15 protein-coding genes are annotated in these 18,605 nt (G+C 66.3%); 6 read left to right on the top strand and 9 right to left on the bottom strand.

What is annotated here, in order from left to right:
• Nucleotides 1-5,997: kinesin (locus tag D8676_RS26935; RefSeq protein WP_121584163.1), on the bottom strand; the 5,997-nt coding region annotated here is incomplete at its 3' end.
• 316 nt (nucleotides 5,998-6,313) lie between these two features.
• Here D8676_RS26935 and D8676_RS26930 point away from each other — a divergent pair.
• The 3 genes from D8676_RS26930 (at nucleotide 6,314) to D8676_RS26920 (ending at nucleotide 8,279) form a co-directional block, all read left to right on the top strand.
• Nucleotides 6,314-6,652, top strand: coding sequence for an Hpt domain-containing protein (locus tag D8676_RS26930; protein WP_121584166.1), 339 nt, complete (start codon nucleotides 6,314-6,316; stop codon nucleotides 6,650-6,652).
• Nucleotides 6,653-6,764: 112 nt separating this feature from the next.
• On the top strand, nucleotides 6,765-7,085 hold the full coding sequence (locus tag D8676_RS26925; protein ID WP_121584162.1) for a 2Fe-2S iron-sulfur cluster-binding protein: 321 nt from the start codon (nucleotides 6,765-6,767) through the stop codon (nucleotides 7,083-7,085).
• 168 nt (nucleotides 7,086-7,253) lie between these two features.
• Nucleotides 7,254-8,279 carry an NAD(P)/FAD-dependent oxidoreductase gene (locus D8676_RS26920; RefSeq protein ID WP_121584161.1) on the top strand — a complete coding sequence of 342 codons (1,026 nt, stop codon included), beginning with the start codon at nucleotides 7,254-7,256 and terminating at the stop codon, nucleotides 8,277-8,279.
• A gap of 3 nt (nucleotides 8,280-8,282) precedes the next feature.
• Here D8676_RS26920 and D8676_RS26915 read toward each other — a convergent pair whose 3' ends face one another.
• Nucleotides 8,283-8,900 carry a DUF922 domain-containing protein gene (locus tag D8676_RS26915; protein WP_121584160.1) on the bottom strand — a complete coding sequence of 206 codons (618 nt, stop codon included), beginning with the start codon at nucleotides 8,898-8,900 and terminating at the stop codon, nucleotides 8,283-8,285.
• Nucleotides 8,901-9,065: 165 nt separating this feature from the next.
• Between D8676_RS26915 and folP the strand changes: the two genes are divergently transcribed.
• Both folP and folK read left to right on the top strand, forming a co-directional pair.
• Entirely contained in the window at nucleotides 9,066-9,920 is an 855-nt protein-coding gene (folP, locus tag D8676_RS26910; RefSeq protein ID WP_121584159.1) for a dihydropteroate synthase, read from the top strand.
• A complete protein-coding gene (gene folK, locus D8676_RS26905; RefSeq protein WP_121584158.1) occupies nucleotides 9,921-10,445 on the top strand; it encodes a 2-amino-4-hydroxy-6-hydroxymethyldihydropteridine diphosphokinase in 525 nt (174 codons plus the stop codon). It abuts the gene before it with no gap.
• Between the two features lie 7 nt (nucleotides 10,446-10,452).
• Here folK and D8676_RS26900 read toward each other — a convergent pair whose 3' ends face one another.
• The 6 genes from D8676_RS26900 to D8676_RS26875 form a co-directional block, all read right to left on the bottom strand.
• The gene (locus D8676_RS26900; RefSeq protein WP_121584157.1) at nucleotides 10,453-11,001 is read right to left on the bottom strand and encodes a DUF924 family protein; all 549 of its coding nucleotides are present in this window, start codon (nucleotides 10,999-11,001) and stop codon (nucleotides 10,453-10,455) included.
• Nucleotide 11,002: 1 nt separating this feature from the next.
• Nucleotides 11,003-12,853, bottom strand: coding sequence for a monovalent cation:proton antiporter-2 (CPA2) family protein (locus tag D8676_RS26895; protein ID WP_121584156.1), 1,851 nt, complete (start codon nucleotides 12,851-12,853; stop codon nucleotides 11,003-11,005).
• A 211-nt stretch (nucleotides 12,854-13,064) separates the two neighbouring features.
• Nucleotides 13,065-13,622 (bottom strand): hypothetical protein, encoded by a 558-nt coding sequence (locus D8676_RS26890; RefSeq protein ID WP_183097274.1) that lies wholly within the window; start codon nucleotides 13,620-13,622, stop codon nucleotides 13,065-13,067.
• 109 nt (nucleotides 13,623-13,731) lie between these two features.
• Nucleotides 13,732-14,796, bottom strand: coding sequence for a TIGR01620 family protein (locus tag D8676_RS26885; RefSeq protein ID WP_121584155.1), 1,065 nt, complete (start codon nucleotides 14,794-14,796; stop codon nucleotides 13,732-13,734).
• The gene (locus D8676_RS26880) at nucleotides 14,793-16,265 is read right to left on the bottom strand and encodes a YcjX family protein (protein WP_121584154.1); all 1,473 of its coding nucleotides are present in this window, start codon (nucleotides 16,263-16,265) and stop codon (nucleotides 14,793-14,795) included. The genes D8676_RS26885 and D8676_RS26880 overlap by 4 nt, the downstream gene beginning before the upstream one ends.
• Nucleotides 16,266-16,333: 68 nt before the next feature.
• Complete coding sequence (locus D8676_RS26875; RefSeq protein ID WP_121584153.1) at nucleotides 16,334-16,837, bottom strand: histidine phosphatase family protein; 504 nt, start codon at nucleotides 16,835-16,837, stop codon at nucleotides 16,334-16,336.
• Nucleotides 16,838-17,090: 253 nt separating this feature from the next.
• Between D8676_RS26875 and dksA the strand changes: the two genes are divergently transcribed.
• Entirely contained in the window at nucleotides 17,091-17,507 is a 417-nt protein-coding gene (gene dksA / locus D8676_RS26870) for an RNA polymerase-binding protein DksA (protein ID WP_121584152.1), read from the top strand.
• A gap of 157 nt (nucleotides 17,508-17,664) precedes the next feature.
• Here the strand turns inward: dksA and D8676_RS26865 are convergent, their stop codons facing one another.
• Nucleotides 17,665-18,495, bottom strand: a complete 831-nt coding sequence (locus D8676_RS26865) for a flagellar biosynthetic protein FliO (protein ID WP_121584151.1) — start codon at nucleotides 18,493-18,495, stop codon at nucleotides 17,665-17,667.
• Nucleotides 18,496-18,605 lie beyond the last annotated feature (110 nt).

Below are 18,605 nucleotides of genomic sequence, written 5' to 3'. Positions count from 1 at the left end.
CTTCACCATCGGCAGCTCGAAGACGCCCTTCTTGATCTCGGCGCGGGTCTCTTCCAGCTCCGAGCGGATCGAGCCGGCGGTGCGGCGCATGTCCTCCGTCGCCTCGCTGAAGCGCGAGGTGGCGGACTCGATGACTTCCGCGATGGCGGTGCGCATCTTGTCGGTCGATTCCAGCGTCCGGCCTTCGGCCTTCTGCATGGCATTGCCGACGAGGTCCTCGAACGAGTGCATGACGCGCTCGAGGTCTTCCGACTTCTTGACCAGGCCGACCGCCAGGTCCTCGAGCGAGGACTGGCGCTCCAGCGTGTGCTCGAGGTTGTTTTGGGCCGAGCTCAGGAGGTCCGAAGCGCTGGCGAGCAGCCGGCTGTGAGCCTCGAACTTGGTGGCGATCGAGGCGACCTCGCGCAGCGTGCTGGAGGAGAGCTCGGTCAGCCGGGCGGTGTTCTGGTCGACCAGCCGCGCCGAGCTGGCGAAGGTCTGGGCGGCCTTCTCGGTGCTCGCGGCGAAGTTCTGGGTGCTGCCGGTGAGGTGCTCGTCGACATTGGCGAGGTTCTCAGCCGCAGCCGCGACCAGATCGTTGAGCTGCGAGCTCGACGCAGCCAGCCTGTCAATCAGGCCGGTGACGCCCTCGGCGAGGTTGTCGCGCGCGCCTTCGACGGCCGAGAGGGTCTCGGCAGTGCGGCTGGCGAGCGCGTTGACGAGGCTCGCGTTCTCCGCCCGCAGCCGCTCGGTGGAGCGGGTGGTGACGTCGTCGAGCGTCTTCGCCAGCTCGTCGCCGGTTTCCGCGAAGCGGTCGACAAGCGGGCGCGCCGTCTCGTCGAGGATCTTGGTGATCTCGGCCGAGCGTTCGGCAAGCATGGCGTTGAGTTCGCGCGTGTTGCTGCCGATCGTGCGCGCCGCCTCGTTGGTGCTCTGGCCGATATGCTGGCCGACCGCCGCGAAGGTCTCGGAGATGACGTTGGCGCGCGAGATGAGCTGCTGTTCGGCCTGGGTGATCTGCTCGGTGAGCTTGTGGCCCATCGCTTCGGCGCCGACGGCAAGGCGGCTCTCGGCGTCCTCGACATGGGCGTTGACGCGGGCCGCCACCGCCTGGGCGCCAGAGGCGAGCTTCTCATCGGCCGCGGCAAGCGTCTCCTCGATGAGACGGGCGCGGGCGTCCAGCTCGGCGGAGGTCTGCTGCGTGCGAGCGACGATGCGCTGCTCGGTTTCGCCGAAGGCGTTGACGATGCCCTCCGCGTGCTCGCCGATCGCTGCAGCGCTGTCGCTGATCCTGGCGGCAAGCCGCTGCTCGGCGTCGTCGAAGAGGCCGCCGACCTCCATGGCGCGGGCGGACAGGACCTGCGTCGTCTCGTCGACGCGGGCCGCCACCTGGCGGTCCACGGCGGCGAAGACGTTGCCGAGCTCGCCGGCGCGGGCCGAAAGCAGGCTGGCCGTCTCGGTGACGCGATCGGACAGGCGCTTGTCGGCTTCCTCGAAGTTGAAGATGATCTCGCCGGCCTTGGTGCCGAGCGTCGCGGCGCTGTCGGCGACGCGGTCGGCGAGCCGCTGATCGGCGTCGTCGAAGATGCGTCCGAGTTCGCCGGCGCGGGCCTCGAGCTTCTCGGCGCCGTCAGCGATGCGCGCGACGAGCTTCTCGTCGGCGTGGTCGAAGATGCGTCCGAGTTCGGAGGCGCGGGTGGCCAGCGCATCGGCGGACTCGCTGATGCGCATGCCGAGCCGCTGGTCGGCGTCGTCGAAGTTGCGCAGGATGTCGCCGGCGCGGGCCGCAAGCGAGCCGGCCGTTTCCATGGCGCGGGCGACCAGCTTCTGGTCGGCGTCGTCGAAGACGCGCGAGATCTGGTCGGCGCGGTTGGCCATGACGTTGCCGAGTTCCTCGCCGTGCGAGACGAGGGCGGACGACGTCTCCCGGGCGCGGGCTGCGAACCGTTCGTCGGCGTCGTCGAAGACGCGCGAGATCTGGTCGGCGCGGCTGGCCATGACGTTGCCGAGTTCCTCGCCCTGCGAGACGAGCGTTGCGGACGTGTCCCGGGCGCGGGCGGCGAGCTTTTCGTCGGCCTCGTCGAAGGCGCGCGAAATCTGCTCGGCGCGGCTGGCCATGCGGTTGGCGATCTCGTCGCCATGGTTGACCAGGGCGACCGAGGTCTCCTTGGCACGGGTGGCCAGGCGCTGATCGGCGTCGTCCATGACGCGGGCGATCTCGTTGGCGCGTTCGGACATCAGGCTCGCGACCTCGTCGCCGCGGGCGAGCAGTGCGCTCGACGTGGCTTCGGTGCGCGCGGCGATCTTGTCGTCGGCGTCGCCAAAGGCCCTGGCGATGTCCTCGACGCGGGCGAGCAGGGCGCTCGACGTCTGCTCGGCGCGCTCGGCCATGCGCCGGTCGGCCTCGGTGAAGGCGTTGCCGGCCTGTTCGTTCAGCACGCTGGTGACTTCGAGCACCTTGTCGCGCAGGGCGCCGGCGACCGTCACGGCGCTCTTCTCGAGCACCTGGCGGACATTGTCGACGCCGAGATTGAGCGCGCGCTCCATCGTGCCGGTGCGCTCTTCGATGACGCCGGTCTGGCGGCGGAACGCCTCCTCGATCTTGTCGACGTCGGCGGCGACGGCCTGCGAGATGTCGACGCGCTTGCCGGCGATGGTGTCGATATGCGCGGCGATCTGGGCGTCGATCTCGCGGCGGGCCTCGGCGAGCTTGCCGAGATCCTCGTCGAGGGCCTTCGCCATCGAGTCACGTCCGTCGGCGAGGCGTGCGACATGGCCGGCGACGACGTCGTCGAACACGGCGCGGCCTTCGGCGACCTTCTGCAGATCGGCCTGGAGGGCCCTGGAGAGGGTCTCGCGACCTTCGGCGACCTTCTGCACCTGCGCGGCGACCAGCTCGTCGACCTGGGCGCGAGCCTCGGTCAGCTTGTCGAGGTCGGCCTGCAGCGCACGGGTGAGGATGTCGCGGCCCTGAGCGAGCTTCTCGACCTGGCCGGCGACGAGGCCGTCGATGCCGCTGCGGCTCTCGGCGAGCTTGGCGAGGTCATCCTCCAGCGCCTTGGTGAGCATGTCGCGGCCGTCGGCGAACCTCTGCACCTGGCCGGCGATGAAGTCGTCGATCGTGTTGCGGCTGATGGCGACCTTGCTGAGGTCTTCCTCCAGCGCCCGGGTGAGCACTTCGCGGCCTTCGGCGATCTTCTGCACCTGGCTGGCGACGATCGAGTCGACCTCGGCCCTTGTCTCGGCGAGACGGGCGAGATCGCTCTGGAGGGCGCGGGTCAGGAATTCACGGCCTTCCTCGAACTTGCCGACCTGGGCCGAGACGAGATTGTCGACGCCGGATGCGCGCTCGGCGATCTTGTCGAGATCCGCCTGCAAGGCAAACGACAGGGCTTCGCGGCCCTGCGCGATCTTCTCGACATGGGAGGCGACCAGCGCATCGACGTTGTTGCGGGCGTCCGCAAGCTTGTTGAGGTCGGCTTCCAGCGCGCGCTTCAGGATATCGCGGCCCTCGGCCAGCTTCTCGACCTGGCCGGCGACCAGCCCGTCGATGCTTGCACGGCTCTGGGCGAGCTTCTGGAGATCGTCCTCCAGGGCCTTGGTCAGGCCCAAGCGGCCGTCGGAGAACTTCTCGACGTGGCTTTCGAGCAGGCCGTTGATGCCGGCGAGGTCGGCTTCCAGCGCCTGGGCGAGGGTCTCGCGCCCGCGGTCGAGGCGCTTCAACTGCTCGGCCACCATGTCCTCGACGACCTGACGGCCTTCCTTGAGCTTGTCGACGTCGTTCTCAAGGACCTGGGCGATCGAATTGCGGCCGTCGGCGAACTTCTGGATCTGGCTTTCGACCAGATTGTCGATCGCCGAGAGGTCCGCCTTGAGGGCGCGCGAAAGGATGTCGCGGCCTTCCGCCAGCTTCTCGACCTGGGCGGCGACGATGCCGTCGATGCTCGAACGGGCCTCGGAGAGCTTGCCGAGGTCGGCCTCAAGGGCGCGCGAGAGGATGTTGCGGCCTTCGGCGAGCTTGCCGACGTGGCCTGCGACCATTTCGTCAATGTTGACACGCGTTTGCGTGAGTTTCTGGGAGTCCTCATTGAGGATTTTCGACAGGCTGTCGCGGCTTGCCGACAGCCGTTCGAGCTGGCTGCTCAGGGCGGCGTCTATCGACGAGCGCTGGTCGTTGATCTTGCGCAGATCCTCGTCGAGGGCGCGCGACAAGAGGTTGCGGCCTTCGGCGAGCTTCTGGACCTGCGAGCCGACGGCGGCGTCGATCGAGGCGCGGCCTTCGGCGAACTTGGCGAGGTCGGACTGCAGGGCGGCAGCCATGCGGTCGCGGCTCTCCGCCAGCTTGCGGGTGTGGTTCTCGACCGCCTGCTCGATGCCGGCGCGGGCTTCGCCGAGGCGCTGGATGTCAGCGTCGAAGGCGCGCGACACGACATGGCGGGCGTGGTCGAGGCGACCGGCGAAGTCGGTGGCGCGGGCCTCCAGCATGGAGGAGGTCGACTGGACGATGTCGGACATTTCGGCGCCGATGCGCGACTTGCCCTCGTCGATCATGCCGAAGAGCGTCTCCTTGCCTTCGATGAAGGTGGTGGCGATCTCCTTGGCGCGCTCAACCAGCGTCTCGTTGATCTGGCGGGCGCGGGCTTCGAGCGCCGCGTTGAGCTTGGCGGTGCCGGTGTCCAGCGCATGCGCGCGGGTCTCGAACTCGCTGATGAGGCCCTGGCCGCGCTCGGAGAGGGTGCGCTCGATGCTGTTGAGGCTCGCCTCGAACTCCGAGCTCAGCGTCCTCGCGGCGCCGCCGAGCAGCGACACCATGCCGGAGGTGCGGTCGTCGAGCAGGTCGGTCAGCGAACGGGTGAGGTTGTCGGTCGAATCAGTCAGCTTGGCGATGCGCGTGTCGAGCAGGCTGGCGAAGGCCTCGCCGGAGGTGGTCAGCCGGTCGGTGATCGAATCCACGCGCGAATCCATGGAATCGAAGAGATTCATGCCGCTTTCGTTGATGCGGTCGATCAGCGTGTCGCCGGAATTGGTGATGGTCATCGACAGGTTGGTCGATGCGTTGAGGATGGAATCGCGGATGATGTCGCTGGCCTGGCCGATCTCGTCGCGCAGCGTCTCGTGCGCGCCGGTGATGGAGGCGCGGACGCGCTCGGCATGGGTGACGACGGCTTCGCGCTCGCTGCCGAGACCATCGACCAGCGCACGGATGCGCGCGGCGTTCTCGGAATAGGAGCGCTCGATCTGGTTGACCTCGGTATGGACGAGGGTTTCGAGCTCGACGGCGCGCGCGAGTGTGCGTTCGATGCCTTCGCCCATGGCGGCGACTTCGCGGCGCACGGCCTGGCCGACCATCATGACGCGGTCCTGCGCCAGGTTTTCCGGCTCCGCCAGACGGAACGCGACTTCGGTCATCGACTGCGCGGCGATCCGCATTTCCTGGGCGCGGCGCACCATCGCCGCGAAGGCCCAGATCAGGACGACCGGGAGCAGGGCGCCGAGCAGGAACATCACCCATTCAGGACGGGCGAAAAGCTGGTCGACAGAACCCGTCCGCCAGATATCCGGGAACAGGCGGTTGGCGAGCAGGGCGGACGCGCCCAGCCAAAGAACGGAGAATACCGCCGCGACCCAGTAGACCGTGCGCGACGCACGCTTGTTGAGGCCCTGCAGCAGCGAGCGGAAATCCTTCTGGCGGTCGTCGTTCGCCGGCGCGAAAGTGGCGGGCTGGTTGGCGGCCACGAGCTCGATCGGGCGGTCAACAGGCCTGTCGACGGGGCGATCCACCGGACGGTCGGCGGGCCTGAAATCGGGCGCGGGCTGCCGCGCGGCGGCCTGCTGGCCGTTGCGCCCCTCGCGCACCAACTCGTCCGCGGCCTGGGAAATCTGAGCTTCCAGGTCGTCCATCGATACGGAAATGTCGGAATTGACCGGAGATTCCGTCAGATCGAGATCAAGGGCGTTTTCGAGTTCCCTGGAAACGTCGCTCTCGATGGATCTGGTGGTGGTCGTTTTCTTCGCCATGCCGCCGTTACCCTCTACTCAGCGCGCACGAACGCCATGAACTGGCACAACAATGTCCGTACGCTAGGCTTTTTATGGACCCGCCGTATCGTAGTGACACAGACAGGTAAAGGAAACATGCAATCCGGGCGATGTGTAAAAGTTTAAACATAAGGTTAACACCCATCCGATTTGAGGCGAATTTGTGCCGGGTTTGCTGGATTTCCCCGGTTAACGCCTTGTCCACTGACGAGGCCTACTCTGATCAACCATCAACAGGTCCAGGAGACGGGCTTTGGCTATTTTGCGTAATGGTTACGAGAAAGTGGCCTTCTCGATGCCGGGGGGCGAAACGTCCGACGCAAGGCGGGCGCGGCCGATCGATCTGGCCCATCTGTCGAAGCAGACGATGGGCGACAGGGACCTGGAGCACGAGATCCTCGGCATGTTCGCCGAACAGGCGCAGGCGGTCCGCCGGCAGATCGGCAGCGCCGAGGTCAAGCAGCGGCTCTTCCTGGCGCATTCGCTCAAGGGATCTGCGCGCGGCGTCGGGGCCTTCGCCATCGCGGAATGCGCCAGCGCCATCGAGGACAGCCCGACAGATCGCATCGTGGTGAAGCGCCTCGTGAGGCTCATCGACGAGGCGTGCGACTTCATCGCGTCGATAAGCAGATAACCGGCTAGACGGGAGTTGCCGGAAATACGCCGGAGAGCGGCGTTTCCGGGGCACAGTTGACTCGTGCGGAGGAGTCATTATCTCCCGGGAGCCGACTTCCCCAGGACTTCTCATGACAAAGCTCACCTACATCGCCTTCGACGGCACTCGCTTCGACGTAGAGGCCGAAAACGGCTCGACCGTGATGGAGAACGCCATCAGAAATGCCGTACCGGGCATCGAGGCCGAATGCGGCGGCGCCTGCGCCTGCGCGACCTGCCACGTCTATGTCGACGAGGCCTGGACCGACAAGGTCGGCGAGCCGGAGGCGATGGAGGAGGACATGCTGGATTTCGCCTACGACGTGAGGCCGAATTCGCGGCTGTCCTGCCAGATCAAGGTCCGTGACGAACTGGACGGGCTGGTCGTGCAGATTCCGGAGCGGCAGGGCTGACAAAAAGTCGCGTGGCGGACGCACCGCATGCTAGGACAAGCTGGCATGCGTCTGGATCGGGTCATCGGTCACGGGACTCGATGAACTGATCGGGCACAATGTCTTGTTGCAATTTTAGGCCTTGCCGCGATTGCGGGCCTGGAACTGCTATGGTTCAGGGGGCATCCGATGAGCGAAGTCACCAAGACGGACGTCCTGATCGTCGGGGCAGGGCCGGTCGGCCTGTTCGCCGTGTTCGAACTCGGCCTCTTCGACATGAAATGCCACCTGATCGACATTCTCGACAGGCCCGGCGGCCAATGCGCCGAACTCTATCCGGAGAAGCCGATATACGACATTCCGGCGCTGCCCACGGTGACGGCGCAGGAGCTGGTCGACCGGCTGATGGAGCAGATTTCGCCGTTCAAGCCGGAATTCACCTTCAACCGCATGGTGTCCGGGCTGGAGAAGCTGGAGGACGGCACGTTCCGCGTGACCACCGACGAGAACGAGGTGTTCGAAGCGAAGGTCGTGGTGATCGCAGCCGGCGGCGGCTCGTTCCAGCCGAAGCGGCCGCCGATCCCCGGCATCGAGGCCTTCGAGGGCAAGAGCGTCTTCTATTCGGTGCGGCGCATGGAGGAATTCCGCGGCCAAGACCTGGTGATCGTCGGCGGCGGCGATTCCGCGCTCGACTGGACGCTCAACCTGCAGCCGATCGCAAACAGCGTCACGCTGGTCCACCGGCGGCCGGAGTTCCGCGCCGCGCCCGACAGCGTCAACAAGATGTTTGCCCTGCAGGAGACGGGAGAGCTCAGGTTCGAGATCGGTCAGGTTTCGGCGCTGAAGGGCAGCGACGGCCAGCTCGAATCGGCAACGATCAAGGGACCCGACGGCGACATCGAGATCCCCTGCACGCGCATGCTGCCCTTCTTCGGCCTGACGATGAAGCTTGGGCCGATCGCCGAATGGGGCCTGAACCTCCACGAAAACCTGATCCCGGTGGACACGGAGAAGTTCGAGACCTCGGTGCCCGGCATCTTCGCGGTCGGCGACATCAACTGGTATCCGGGGAAGCTGAAGCTGATCCTGTCCGGCTTCCACGAGGTCGCGCTGATGGCGCAGGCGGCCAAGCGCATCGTCAGCCCCGGCGAGCGGATCGTCTTCCAATACACGACATCGTCGACCAGCCTGCAGAAGAAGCTCGGCGTGGCGTGAGGCTCACGGCTCCGGCAGCCGGCCGGATTCGATGCGCTCCAGGCGGTATTGGTAGAGCGACTGCATGCGGCGGTCGAAACTCGCGCTCTCTACGCGGTCGAAGCGTTCGCTTTCCTTGCGGTACTGCTCAAGCACCTTCTCGATCTGAAGCTCGGCTTGCTGGGCCACGGGCTTGCAACTGTCCTGGCGCGGGAGCGCAGCCAGCTCCTTCTCCAGTTGCGAGGCATAGTTCTTGGCGATGACGACGTGGCCTTCCTCGTGCCGCTTGATGTCGGCTGCAAGCGCATCCCAATAGATGCGCAGCTCCCTGCCTGCCTTGCGGCGGTCCTTCCACCTGGGAAGGATGATCCTTGCCTTGATGGTGGCCGTCGCGGCTGAAATCCAGCACTTGCCGCCGCCCTCGGTGTAGCCGAGGCGGGTGTTGAACTGCAGCTTCGTCGCACCCGGGTGCCTTTGGCCGGTGCTCCTGACCTGGGGGCCACGGATGCTGAGTTCGATCATCAACTCGTCGAGCGTTTTGCCGCTGACCGAGAAATAGCTGTAGTTGCGCCACACCACGGCGGCCGCCGCCGGCGGCACCGCAAGACCAAGAAGCGACAACGCGAGAAGGATGCGGAGCATGGTGACGACTTGTTTCGCCCGACCTTGCGATACGGGAAAACATCGCGCAACGGAAATCGACAGAAGGCGAGGTTTTCGTAACGGTCTCCTCAGGAGAGGCGGAAAGCCGTTGATTTTCGATCATGCAGGCGGCATGGCTCGGGCGCGAAGTTCGGGCCGAGGCAAATGGCGACGAAACGGTGGATGCTGGCGCATGGACGCCATCTCGATCTCGGCGAGAAGGCGCTGGTCATGGGCGTGCTCAACGTCACGCCGGACAGCTTTTCGGACGGCGGGCTTTTCGGCACGACGCAAAGCGCGCTCGCCCAGGCGCGGCTGATGGTCGGCCAGGGCGCCACGATCATCGATGTCGGCGGGGAATCGACGCGGCCCGGCGCGGAATCGGTGACGGCGGCCGAGGAGCAGCGGCGCGTGCTTCCGGTGATTGAGGCGCTGGCGGCGGAAGGTTCCTGCCTGATCTCGATCGACACCTATCGCGAGGAAACGGCGCGGCTTGCCGTCGCGGCGGGCGCGCATATCGTCAACGACGTCTGGGGCGTGCAGCGCGAACCCGATATCGCCCGCCTGGCAGCCGAGACCGGCGCCGGGCTGGTGATCATGCATACGGGACGCGAGCGGGAGAAGCTTTCCGACGTCATCGCCGACCAGTCTCAGTTCCTGGGTCGTTCGCTCGAGATCGCCGAGGCTTCGGGCGTGGAGCTGGAGCGGATCGTTCTCGATCCGGGCTTCGGTTTCGCCAAGGACCCGGATGAAAATCTCGACCTGATGGCGCGTTTCGAGGAACTGCACGGATTCGGCCTGCCGCTTCTCGTAGGCACGTCGCGAAAACGCTTCATCGGCCACGTGACCGGACGCGATGCCGACCAGCGGGACATGGGCACGGCAGCGACCAGCGTGATCTTGCGCCTCAAGGGCGCGGCGCTGTTTCGCGTGCACAATGTCGCAGTGAACATGGATGCGCTGGCTTTCGCGGATGCTATGCTCGCGCGCGAAGGGCGCCAGGCTTCCATATCGAGGTGAATGTTGTCGGATCGAAAGAAGGAGCGGGCGTATCTGGGGCTCGGCGGCAATCTCGGCGATCCCGCCAGTTCGATGGGCGCCGCACTCAGGATGCTCGACGCCGATCCGCTGACCGAGATGGCGGCGGTCTCATCGCTCTACCGCACGCCGCCCTGGGGAAAGACGGACCAGCCGGATTTCCTCAACGCGACGGCCGAAGTGCTGACCAGCCACTCGCCGCGCGAGCTTCTCGATCTCTGCCTGGAGGCGGAACAGAAGCTCAAGCGCGTCCGGCAGGAGCGCTGGGGACCGCGGCTGATCGACATCGACATACTCATCTTCGGCGAAATGACCGTGCACGAGGACGGGCTCGAGATACCGCATCCACGCATGCTGGAGCGCGCCTTCGTGCTGGCGCCATTGGCCGAGATCGCGCCCGATTTCGTTGCCGGCGGGCGCACGCTTACAGAGCATCTTGCAAAGCTCGACACGGCAGGCATCGAGCGGCTGCAGTCTGGCCGCGACTGGTGGAAGAAACCGGATTAGCGGATCGTCAGCCTGAGAACCCGCCGCCGTCGAGGAATGCCTTCTCCTCGGGGGTGGTTTCACGGCCGAGCGCCGGATTGCGGTGCGGGAAGCGGCCGAAGCGCTCGATGATGTCGCGGTGGAGCACCGCGTATCTCAGGAACTCCTCGCCATAGGGCGCCGAGAGCTCGACGGATAGATGCTGGTCGGCGAGCTCTTCCGAATGCTCGAAGGGAAGCACGAAGAATATACGGAGTTCCTCGGGCACCCGCTCGACGTGCCCGGCATCGAAGGCTTGCCGCGCGAGGCGCCGCGCCAGGGGATCGGTGGCGAACATGTGGCCGGTGCCCCGAAAGCAGTTGCGCGGGAACTGGTCGAGCAGGATCATCAGCGCAAGTGCGCCCTCGGGATGGTCCATCCAGTGGTCGAGCTCGCGCCGCGCCGCCGCGAAATGCAATTCGCGAAACTGGTCGTGGAAGCCCGCATCGAAGTCGGCGTCCTTGGTGAACCAGGCCTCTTGGCCGGCATTTCTCCAGAATTCGACGACTTCCGTCGCGCGCGGGTGCAGTCCGGTCATGTCATGCTCCTTCTTCGGCGGCGGTCGTGCCTCTGCCGCCCAGCGCGTCGGCCGCGCCTTCATTCATCGCCTGTCCGGGGCGCCGGGGCGGCGTCAGCGGGGTCGGCGTCGGTTCGGGTATGTTGCCCTTCATCAGGCGTCGGCCGGCCTGCAGGCCGCCGGAAATCTGCAGTTCCAGTCGCTCGGCATCGCGGCGGCGGACGTCGGCGATGACTTCGGCGACCTCTGTCTCGTCGACGCCGAGCTTTTCGAGCGTCGCGCCGCCGAAGAGCAGGGCGGATTCGAAGGTCTCGCGGATCTGGTAGTCGACGCCGACATTCATCAATCCAATAGCAGCGCCGCGGTCGTAGGCGCGGGCCAGCACAGGCACCAGCGGGAACTCGGCCTTCAGGTGCTCGGCGATCCTGACCGCGGTCTCGGCCTTGTCGACGCAGATCAGCACAGCGCGGGCGCGGCCGGCTCCGGCGGCATGGAGGATATCGAGGCGGGTGCCGTCGCCGTAATAGACCTTGAAGCCGAAATCGGCGGCGGCCTGGATCATCTCGACGTCATTGTCGATGATCGACACGTCGACGCCCCTGAGCAGCAAGGGCTGGCTGACGATCTGGCCGAAGCGGCCGAAGCCGATGATGAGCACGCTGCTGTCCAACCCGTCGGCCACCTCGACGCCTTCCAGAGACTGCTCGTCCTTCGGGGTGAAGGCGCGCAATATGATGATGGCGAAGGGGGTGAGGATCATCGAGACGATGATGATGGCGGTGAGGATGGCGTTGGCCTCGCCGTCGATGATGCCGACGACGGTCGCGGCACCGTAGAGGACGAAGGCGAACTCGCCGCCCTGCGCCATGACGACGGCGCGGTCGAGCGCGTCGCGGTGGCTGGAGCGGAAGCGGGCGACGGCATAGATGCCGACCGCCTTCATGACCATGTAGGCGACGACGTAGATGGCGACCAGATGCCAGTTCTCGGCGACGACCGAGAGATCGAGCGACATGCCGACCGCCATGAAGAAGAGGCCGAGCAGAATGCCGCGGAAGGGCTCGACGTCGGCTTCGAGCTGGTGGCGGAAGGTCGATTCCGAAAGCATGACGCCGGCGAGGAAGGCGCCCATCGCCATGGAGAGGCCGCCGAGTTGCATGGCGAGCGCCGAACCGAGCACCACCAGCAGCGCGGCGGCGGTCATCACCTCGCGGGCGTGGGAGTCGGCCAGCACGCGAAACAGCGGGTTGAGCAGGTAACGGCCGGCGACGATCAGGCCGACGATCGAGGCGACGCCGATCCCGACGTCGACAAGACGCTCGGACAGCGTGCTCTCGGTGGCGACCGGCGCCAGGAAGGCGACGAGGGCGAGCAGCGGCACGATCATCAGATCCTCGAAGAGCAGGATCGAGACCATGCGCTGGCCGCGCGGCGAGGAGACTTCGCCGCGCTCCTCGAGGATCTGCATGACGACGGCCGTCGAGGTGAGCACGAAGCCGGCGCCGGCAACGAAGGCGACATTGACCGGGAAGCCGCCGATCACGCCGACCAGCGTGAGAAGGAGCGCGCAGAAGCCGACCTGCGCCGTGCCGAGCCCGAATATCTGCTGCCTGAGGCCCCAGAGCCGCGACGGCTGCATCTCGAGCCCGATGATGAAGAGGAACATCACCACGCCTAGTTCGGCGACATGGAGGATGGCTTCGGGCTCGTGGAAGATCGCCAGGCCGAACGGACCGATGACGAGGCCGGCGGCGAGATAGCCGAGGATTGAGCCGAGGCCCATGCGCCTGAAGATCGGCACGGCGACGACGCCTGCCGTCAGCAGCGCCACCACCTGGATCAGTTCGCTGCCCGATGCTGCTTCTGCCGCCATGCGCCATCCCGGATGTGTGAGGCCGTCGCACGGAGAGCGCGCCGGAAGGTCCAAGATAGGGGTTGGTCAGGCGTTAGAACAGTCCCCCTTAGTTGCGGGGGAGGCTGGCGGTCCGGCAGCACGAAGCCGGCGCGATATCGATGTTGGTCGCGCCTGCTGCAAAATCTTCGCGGCAAGCCCGAGGATAACGGGGCCGAGGGTGGCGAGGCTCTTACTGGCGGGCGATAGCGCCGACAGCGGTGTCGTCGACGCGCTTCAGGCTCATGCCGATGACCGGCACCATGTCGTCGTCGACGCGGACCGATATGGTGACGTTCATGGTGTTGTCGTCGGCAAGGCGCGCCTGCATGATGCCGCGCAACTGGTTGCGGTTGATGGCGAAGACGACCTTGCGGTCGTTGACGACGTTGCCGGAAACGATGTCGAGGCCGGTGCCCTCGGCGCCGTCCATGAATTTGCCTTCGTAGCCGACCTTGCGGTTCTGGATGACGCTGGCGTTCATCTTCTGCATGAAGACGCCGACGCGGCAGCCGCCGTCGAGCGCCATGCCGAGCTTCTTGGCGGGCGTGCTGCCGGCAAAGGCGCAGTTGAACTTGGTGCCCTTGTACTTGCCGGCGACGATCTCGCCAGCACCGGCCCAGGAGCCTTCGATCGACTGGAAGAAGGCGCGGTCGCGCTCGGCCGCAGCCGCCGGGCCGGCGAGACCCATAGCGATGGTGGCCGATGCCGCGAGCGCCGGGATTCTGGACAGGATTGCACGCTTCTTCATGAAACACCCGGCAACGCGAGAAAGGGGAAACGACTTGGTGGAACCATGACCAGAAATGGTTAATGGACCGTCTATCGCCGATGCCGGGCGCTGCGTGCGGTAACCAAAACTAGGTGTCGCCAGCGCCTGCTTTCTTGCGGGTGAAGGACGCGAGCGCGGCGAGGAAATCCGTCAGACCCGGCCGCTTCAGTGCGGAAAAGGGCAGGGGGCGCGTCACCTCCATGGCGGCAACGCCGATACGTGCCGTCATCATGCCGTTGACCACGCCTTCGCCGAGTTTTGCCGAAAGGCGGGCGGCAAGGCCCTGGCCGACGATCTGGTGCACAATATCGTCGCCGGCCGCGATCGCTCCGGTGACCGCGAGATGGGCGAGCACGCCGCGCGCGAGGCGGAAGAAGCCGAGCGTGCCGGGACGTCCGCCATAGAGTTCCGACAGGCGGCGGATCAGCCGGCCCGATTCGAAAAGCACATAGGCGAGGTCGACCAGGGCGCGCGGGCTGACGGCGGTGACCAGCGAAACGCGCTTGGCCGCATCGAGGATCATCTGCCTTGCGCGGGCGTCGAGGGGCCCAAGGATTTCGGCCTCGGCGATGCGGACGAGATCGGCGCCGTCGATGATGTCGTCCTTCAGGCTGGCGAGCGCACGGCGGCCGGCGGCGGTTTCCGGCTTGTGCGACACGAAACTCGCGAGCTCCGATACGACGGCGCGCGCCACCTTGGGATCGTCGCGGGAGATTGCATCGAGGGCCTTTGCACGCAGCCTCTCGACCGAGGCGAGGCGGCCAATCGCCAGCATCTCGCGCATGAGGATGACGATGAGCGCCAGGGCGGCGAGCGCCGCCAACCCGGCGGCCAGCCAGCCCAGCCATTCGGCGCGGCTGAAAAGCTCGCGGATGAGCTGATCTGTCCAGAGGCCGATCGCCAGCGAGAGGAGGGCGCCGAAGGCGGACAGGAAGACCGCGGCGAGCCAGGAGCGCCGCCGCGGCGCGGTGGGCGGCGGCGGGACCTCATCGAGGAGTTCGCCATCCTCGAAGACGTCGACCTCGGCCGGGGTGACGATGGCCGTCGATCGGTCGAGCGCGCGGGGTTTTCTCGGCAGGGCATCGGCTTCAGGCGTCGTCGCACGCTCTTCGGGATCGACGCGGAAGGCGGCCGGTTTCCTTGGGGCACTCATGCGAGATGGTCTCCGATCAGGAACTGCAGCGCGCGGTCGAGCCTGATATGCGGTAATGACAGCTTAAGGCCGTCCGCATCGCGCTCGAGCTTCGGCGGGCGGAAGCGCACGAAGCGGATCGGCGGCTCGAGCTGACGTTTTCCATCTGCCTGGTCTTCAAAGATCGAATCAATCTTCACCGGCAAGTCGCCGGGAAATATGGCGGTTTCGGTCTTGCCGTCGAAAGTTTCGCCGCCGATCGTCTCGCCCTTCAAAGGGGTGCCGATGATGACGGGCAGGGTCTCGCGTCCCTGCTTCACCGTGCCTTCGCGCGTGGCGCGGACCGCGGCCATCGCCAGCACGTCGACAGCCGCGCCCGAAAAATCCGCACGCTTGATGGCGCGATCGGCGAGGCGGCGCACGATCGCCTGCAGCCGGTCGTGGCTTTCGTGGTGAAGGTGGTCGGCCTTGGTGGCGGCGATCAGGATGCGGTCGATGCGGCGCGAGACCAGGTCGGTGAGGAAGCTGCCGCGGCCAGGCCGGAAGCAGGCGAGGATCTCCGTCAGCGCCCGCTCCAGATCGGCGACAGCGCCGGGTCCGGCGTTCAGTGCCTGCATGGCGTCGACGAGCACGATCTGGCGGTCGAGACGGGTTATGTGCTCGCGGAAGAACGGCTTCACCACATGCGTCTTGTAGGCCTCGTAGCGGCGCTCCATCATGGCCTGCAGCGAGCCTGGTCGAGGTCGCCCCTCGGCGAGGTTCACCAGGGGCGCGAAGGTCAGCGCAGGCGAGCCTTCGAGGTCGCCAGGCATGAGAAAGCGGCCGGGCGGCAGCGTGGAGAGCGCGCGCTCGTCGAGCTTGCAGGCCCGGAGGTAGGCAGTGAAGGATTCCGCCAACCGGCGCGCCAGCATCTCGTCGGAATCGGCCTTGGGATCGACCGTTTGCACCAGTTGCCGCCAGTCGCGCGACAGTTCCGAACGCACCGCCAGTTCCGAAAGTTCGAGGGCGTCGCGGCAGAACTCGGCGTAGTTCTTGCCGAGCAGGGGCAGGTCGAGCAGCCACTCGCCGGGATAGTCGACGATGTCGATCGACAACCTGCCGCTGCGGAACATGCGGTTCCATCCGGATGCCGATTCGAATTCCACCGTCAGCCGCAGTTCGGAGATGGCGCGGGTCGAATCCGGCCATGTGCGCGCGTCGACGAGCGCCTCGATATGATCCTCGTACTGAAAGCGCGGGACGGCGTCGTCGGGCTGCTCCTCGAGGAGGGCGCGCATGATGCGGCCCGATTTCTGCGCCTCGAACAGCGGCAGGCGGCCGCCATGCACCAGATTGTGGACGAGGGCCGAGATGAACACCGTCTTGCCGGCCCGCGAAAGGCCGGTGACGCCGAGCCGGACCGACGGCGAGAACAGCGCGGCGGCCCGGCCGGAAAGCGTATCCAGCGCAATCCTGGCCTCGTCGGTAAAACTGGTCAGCGCTGTCGCCAAACTTCGCCCTCGGCTGTCGAAGGCCCGATATAGGGAATGGGCCGCTGGTTTGGAATGGCGCTATCCGTTCAGTGCAGGCCGGGAGCGAGGAAGGCCTCCAGGAAGCCGCCGCCCGGCGCAGCCTTCCTGAGGCTGCCGGGGAAGGCGATCACCGCCAGCCCGGAGGTCGGGAAGCCGGCATCGAGCTTCGTCCTGGCCGCGGGGTCGCCGTCGCCGGAAACCGCGGCCGCGAGGTCCTCCATCATCGGGTTGTGCCCGATGACGAGGACCGATCCGCTGTCGGCATTCTCGTGGATCAGAGCGAGGTAGCCGGCGGCGTCCTCGCTGTAGAGCTTGTCGCAGAACACGACGCGGCCGGTGTCGGCCTGGCCGGCGACGCCCTCCAGCGTTTCCCGGGCGCGCAGCGCGTTGGAGCAGAGCGTGAGGTCGGGCACGTAGCCGCGGCTGCGCATCTCGGCGCCGATGGCTTCCGCATCGATGCGGCCGGAGGCTTCGAGCGGCCTGTCGAAGTCGCGCACTCCCGGAAGTGCCCAGCCGGCTTTCGCATGCCGCAGCAGAAACAGCCTGCCCAACGATCGTCCTCCCACAGCCGCGATGCCCGCTCAGGATTTAACGGCGCGCGCCGCCCGGCGCAACAAGGGGAGGCAGTGCGATCCCGTGCAAACACACGTTGCCCAATTTCGGTCACGGATGCAGCGCATGAGGCCCGAAATCTGGCATGAGCCTTGCTTTTGACAATTGCGTGAGCGTCGCACTGAATGATCTTGTGCCGTCTTTGGAGCCCGAATATATAGGCGCCCAAAACGGGTATGTGGGGTGAGTCGAATGAACGATCTCGTTACTGCCGATTATGTGCCCTCCGATGACGAACCGTTCATGAACGAGCGGCAGAAGGCATACTTCCGGGCCAAGCTGGTCACCTGGAAAAACGACATCCTCCGCGAAGCTCGCGAAACCCTCGAAATCCTGCAGCAAGAGAACGCCAACCACCCCGATCTTGCCGACCGTGCATCGTCGGAGACCGACCGGGCCATCGAACTGCGCGCCCGCGACCGACAGCGCAAGCTGATCGCCAAGATCGATTCGGCGCTGCAGCGCATCGAGGAAGGCACTTACGGCTATTGCGAGGAGACCGGCGAGCCTATCGCGCTGAAGCGCCTCGACGCCCGCCCGATCGCGACCTTGTCGATAGAGGCGCAGGAACGGCACGAGCGGCGCGAGAAGGTCTATCGCGACGACTGAGCGAAGCGGTTTTTAGTGAAATGGATTGAACAAAAAAGCGGCTGAGGGCCGCTTTTTTGTTGGCTAACTCCTGTCGTTTGCTGACGCAACGTCATCTTGTCTGACTGACGGAAAACGGGATTCCGCTTTTCTTGAAAGCGCCTGACAGGCGCCGTGTTCAGCGCTTGTGGCTGGAAAGCTCGCCGAGCAGCTTGGTCATCTCGTCGTCGAGCGTCATCTCGACAGGCTGCGCCGGCGCCTTGGGCGGGCCGGGGTCGAAGGTGACCTCGAGTTCCTGGAGCAGCGCGTCGTCGAGGCTATTGGTGCGCGCGGGCTGCTGCGGCAGGTTCGTCGACATGCTGGTCGCCGGCGGCGGTGCGGCCGGATACGGCGCTGCCGGGCCACGCGGCGGGGCGTTCGGCCGTCCGGGCGGCACAGCTGTTTCACGCATCGGGGGGCGGGCACCCGTCTGCCGCGACGGGCGCGGTGGAGGCTGGACCGGCTGGCGCGGCGGTTGCGCCGCCCTGTCGGGCTGCTGCCTGGCCGGCTGCGGCGCTCCGTTCCGGGCGGGCAGTGGCGGCAGTTGCGCCGGTTCGGGCGCGCGCTGCCGCGGCGCTGCAGGCGGGGCGGTCGGGATCGGCGGAAGGGGCGCGGGAGCCGGCGCCTCGTAAGACGCGTCGGTGCCGAACACCGACTGGTTCCGGCGGGTCTGACCCAAGCGGATCTCGCGCTCGACAACCACGTCGGTCGGCCCACCGATCAGAAGCAGATGCTCGATGTCGTCGCGCCGCACCAGCACCAGCCGGCGATGGCTGTCGACGGCGGTGGCGTCCATCACGGCCAGGCGTGTCTTGCGGTTGCGTCCTCCAGCGACGAAGGTGCCGAAGGTCATGCTGCGTACCAGCCGGATGATCACCAGGACGATCACCAGCAGAATGAGGGCGGCGAGAGTCCAGACGACCGCGGTGAGGAATCCAGGGCCTCCCAGGCCTTCGAACCAAGCGCTCATAGAATTCCTCGTGCCGCAAAGAGAAAGGCGAGTTCCCGGATCGGGAATCGCCGCTCCATTCCCTGCCATGCATCGGATTGATGCGAAAGCCGTTTGACGCTTTTGATCCG

Source organism: Mesorhizobium sp. YM1C-6-2 (assembly GCF_003666685.1).
Classification (GTDB): Bacteria; Pseudomonadota; Alphaproteobacteria; order Rhizobiales; family Rhizobiaceae; genus Mesorhizobium_K.
The sequence above is the reverse complement of the archived record's forward strand: the minus strand, read 5'-3'. Positions and strand labels throughout refer to the sequence as shown.

Coding starts and splice junctions, on each gene's coding strand:
- D8676_RS26900 (WP_121584157.1), bottom strand. CDS start 11,001: ATGACCGGACTGCACCCGCGCGCGACGGAAGTCGTCGAATTCTGGAGA.
- dksA (WP_121584152.1), top strand. CDS start 17,091: ATGAACGATCTCGTTACTGCCGATTATGTGCCCTCCGATGACGAACCG.
- D8676_RS26915 (WP_121584160.1), bottom strand. CDS start 8,900: ATGCTCCGCATCCTTCTCGCGTTGTCGCTTCTTGGTCTTGCGGTGCCG.
- D8676_RS26890 (WP_183097274.1), bottom strand. CDS start 13,622: ATGAAGAAGCGTGCAATCCTGTCCAGAATCCCGGCGCTCGCGGCATCG.
- folP (WP_121584159.1), top strand. CDS start 9,066: ATGGCGACGAAACGGTGGATGCTGGCGCATGGACGCCATCTCGATCTC.
- D8676_RS26895 (WP_121584156.1), bottom strand. CDS start 12,853: ATGGCGGCAGAAGCAGCATCGGGCAGCGAACTGATCCAGGTGGTGGCG.
- D8676_RS26920 (WP_121584161.1), top strand. CDS start 7,254: ATGAGCGAAGTCACCAAGACGGACGTCCTGATCGTCGGGGCAGGGCCG.
- folK (WP_121584158.1), top strand. CDS start 9,921: ATGTTGTCGGATCGAAAGAAGGAGCGGGCGTATCTGGGGCTCGGCGGC.
- D8676_RS26885 (WP_121584155.1), bottom strand. CDS start 14,796: ATGAGTGCCCCAAGGAAACCGGCCGCCTTCCGCGTCGATCCCGAAGAG.
- D8676_RS26865 (WP_121584151.1), bottom strand. CDS start 18,495: ATGAGCGCTTGGTTCGAAGGCCTGGGAGGCCCTGGATTCCTCACCGCG.
- D8676_RS26930 (WP_121584166.1), top strand. CDS start 6,314: ATGCCGGGGGGCGAAACGTCCGACGCAAGGCGGGCGCGGCCGATCGAT.
- D8676_RS26925 (WP_121584162.1), top strand. CDS start 6,765: ATGACAAAGCTCACCTACATCGCCTTCGACGGCACTCGCTTCGACGTA.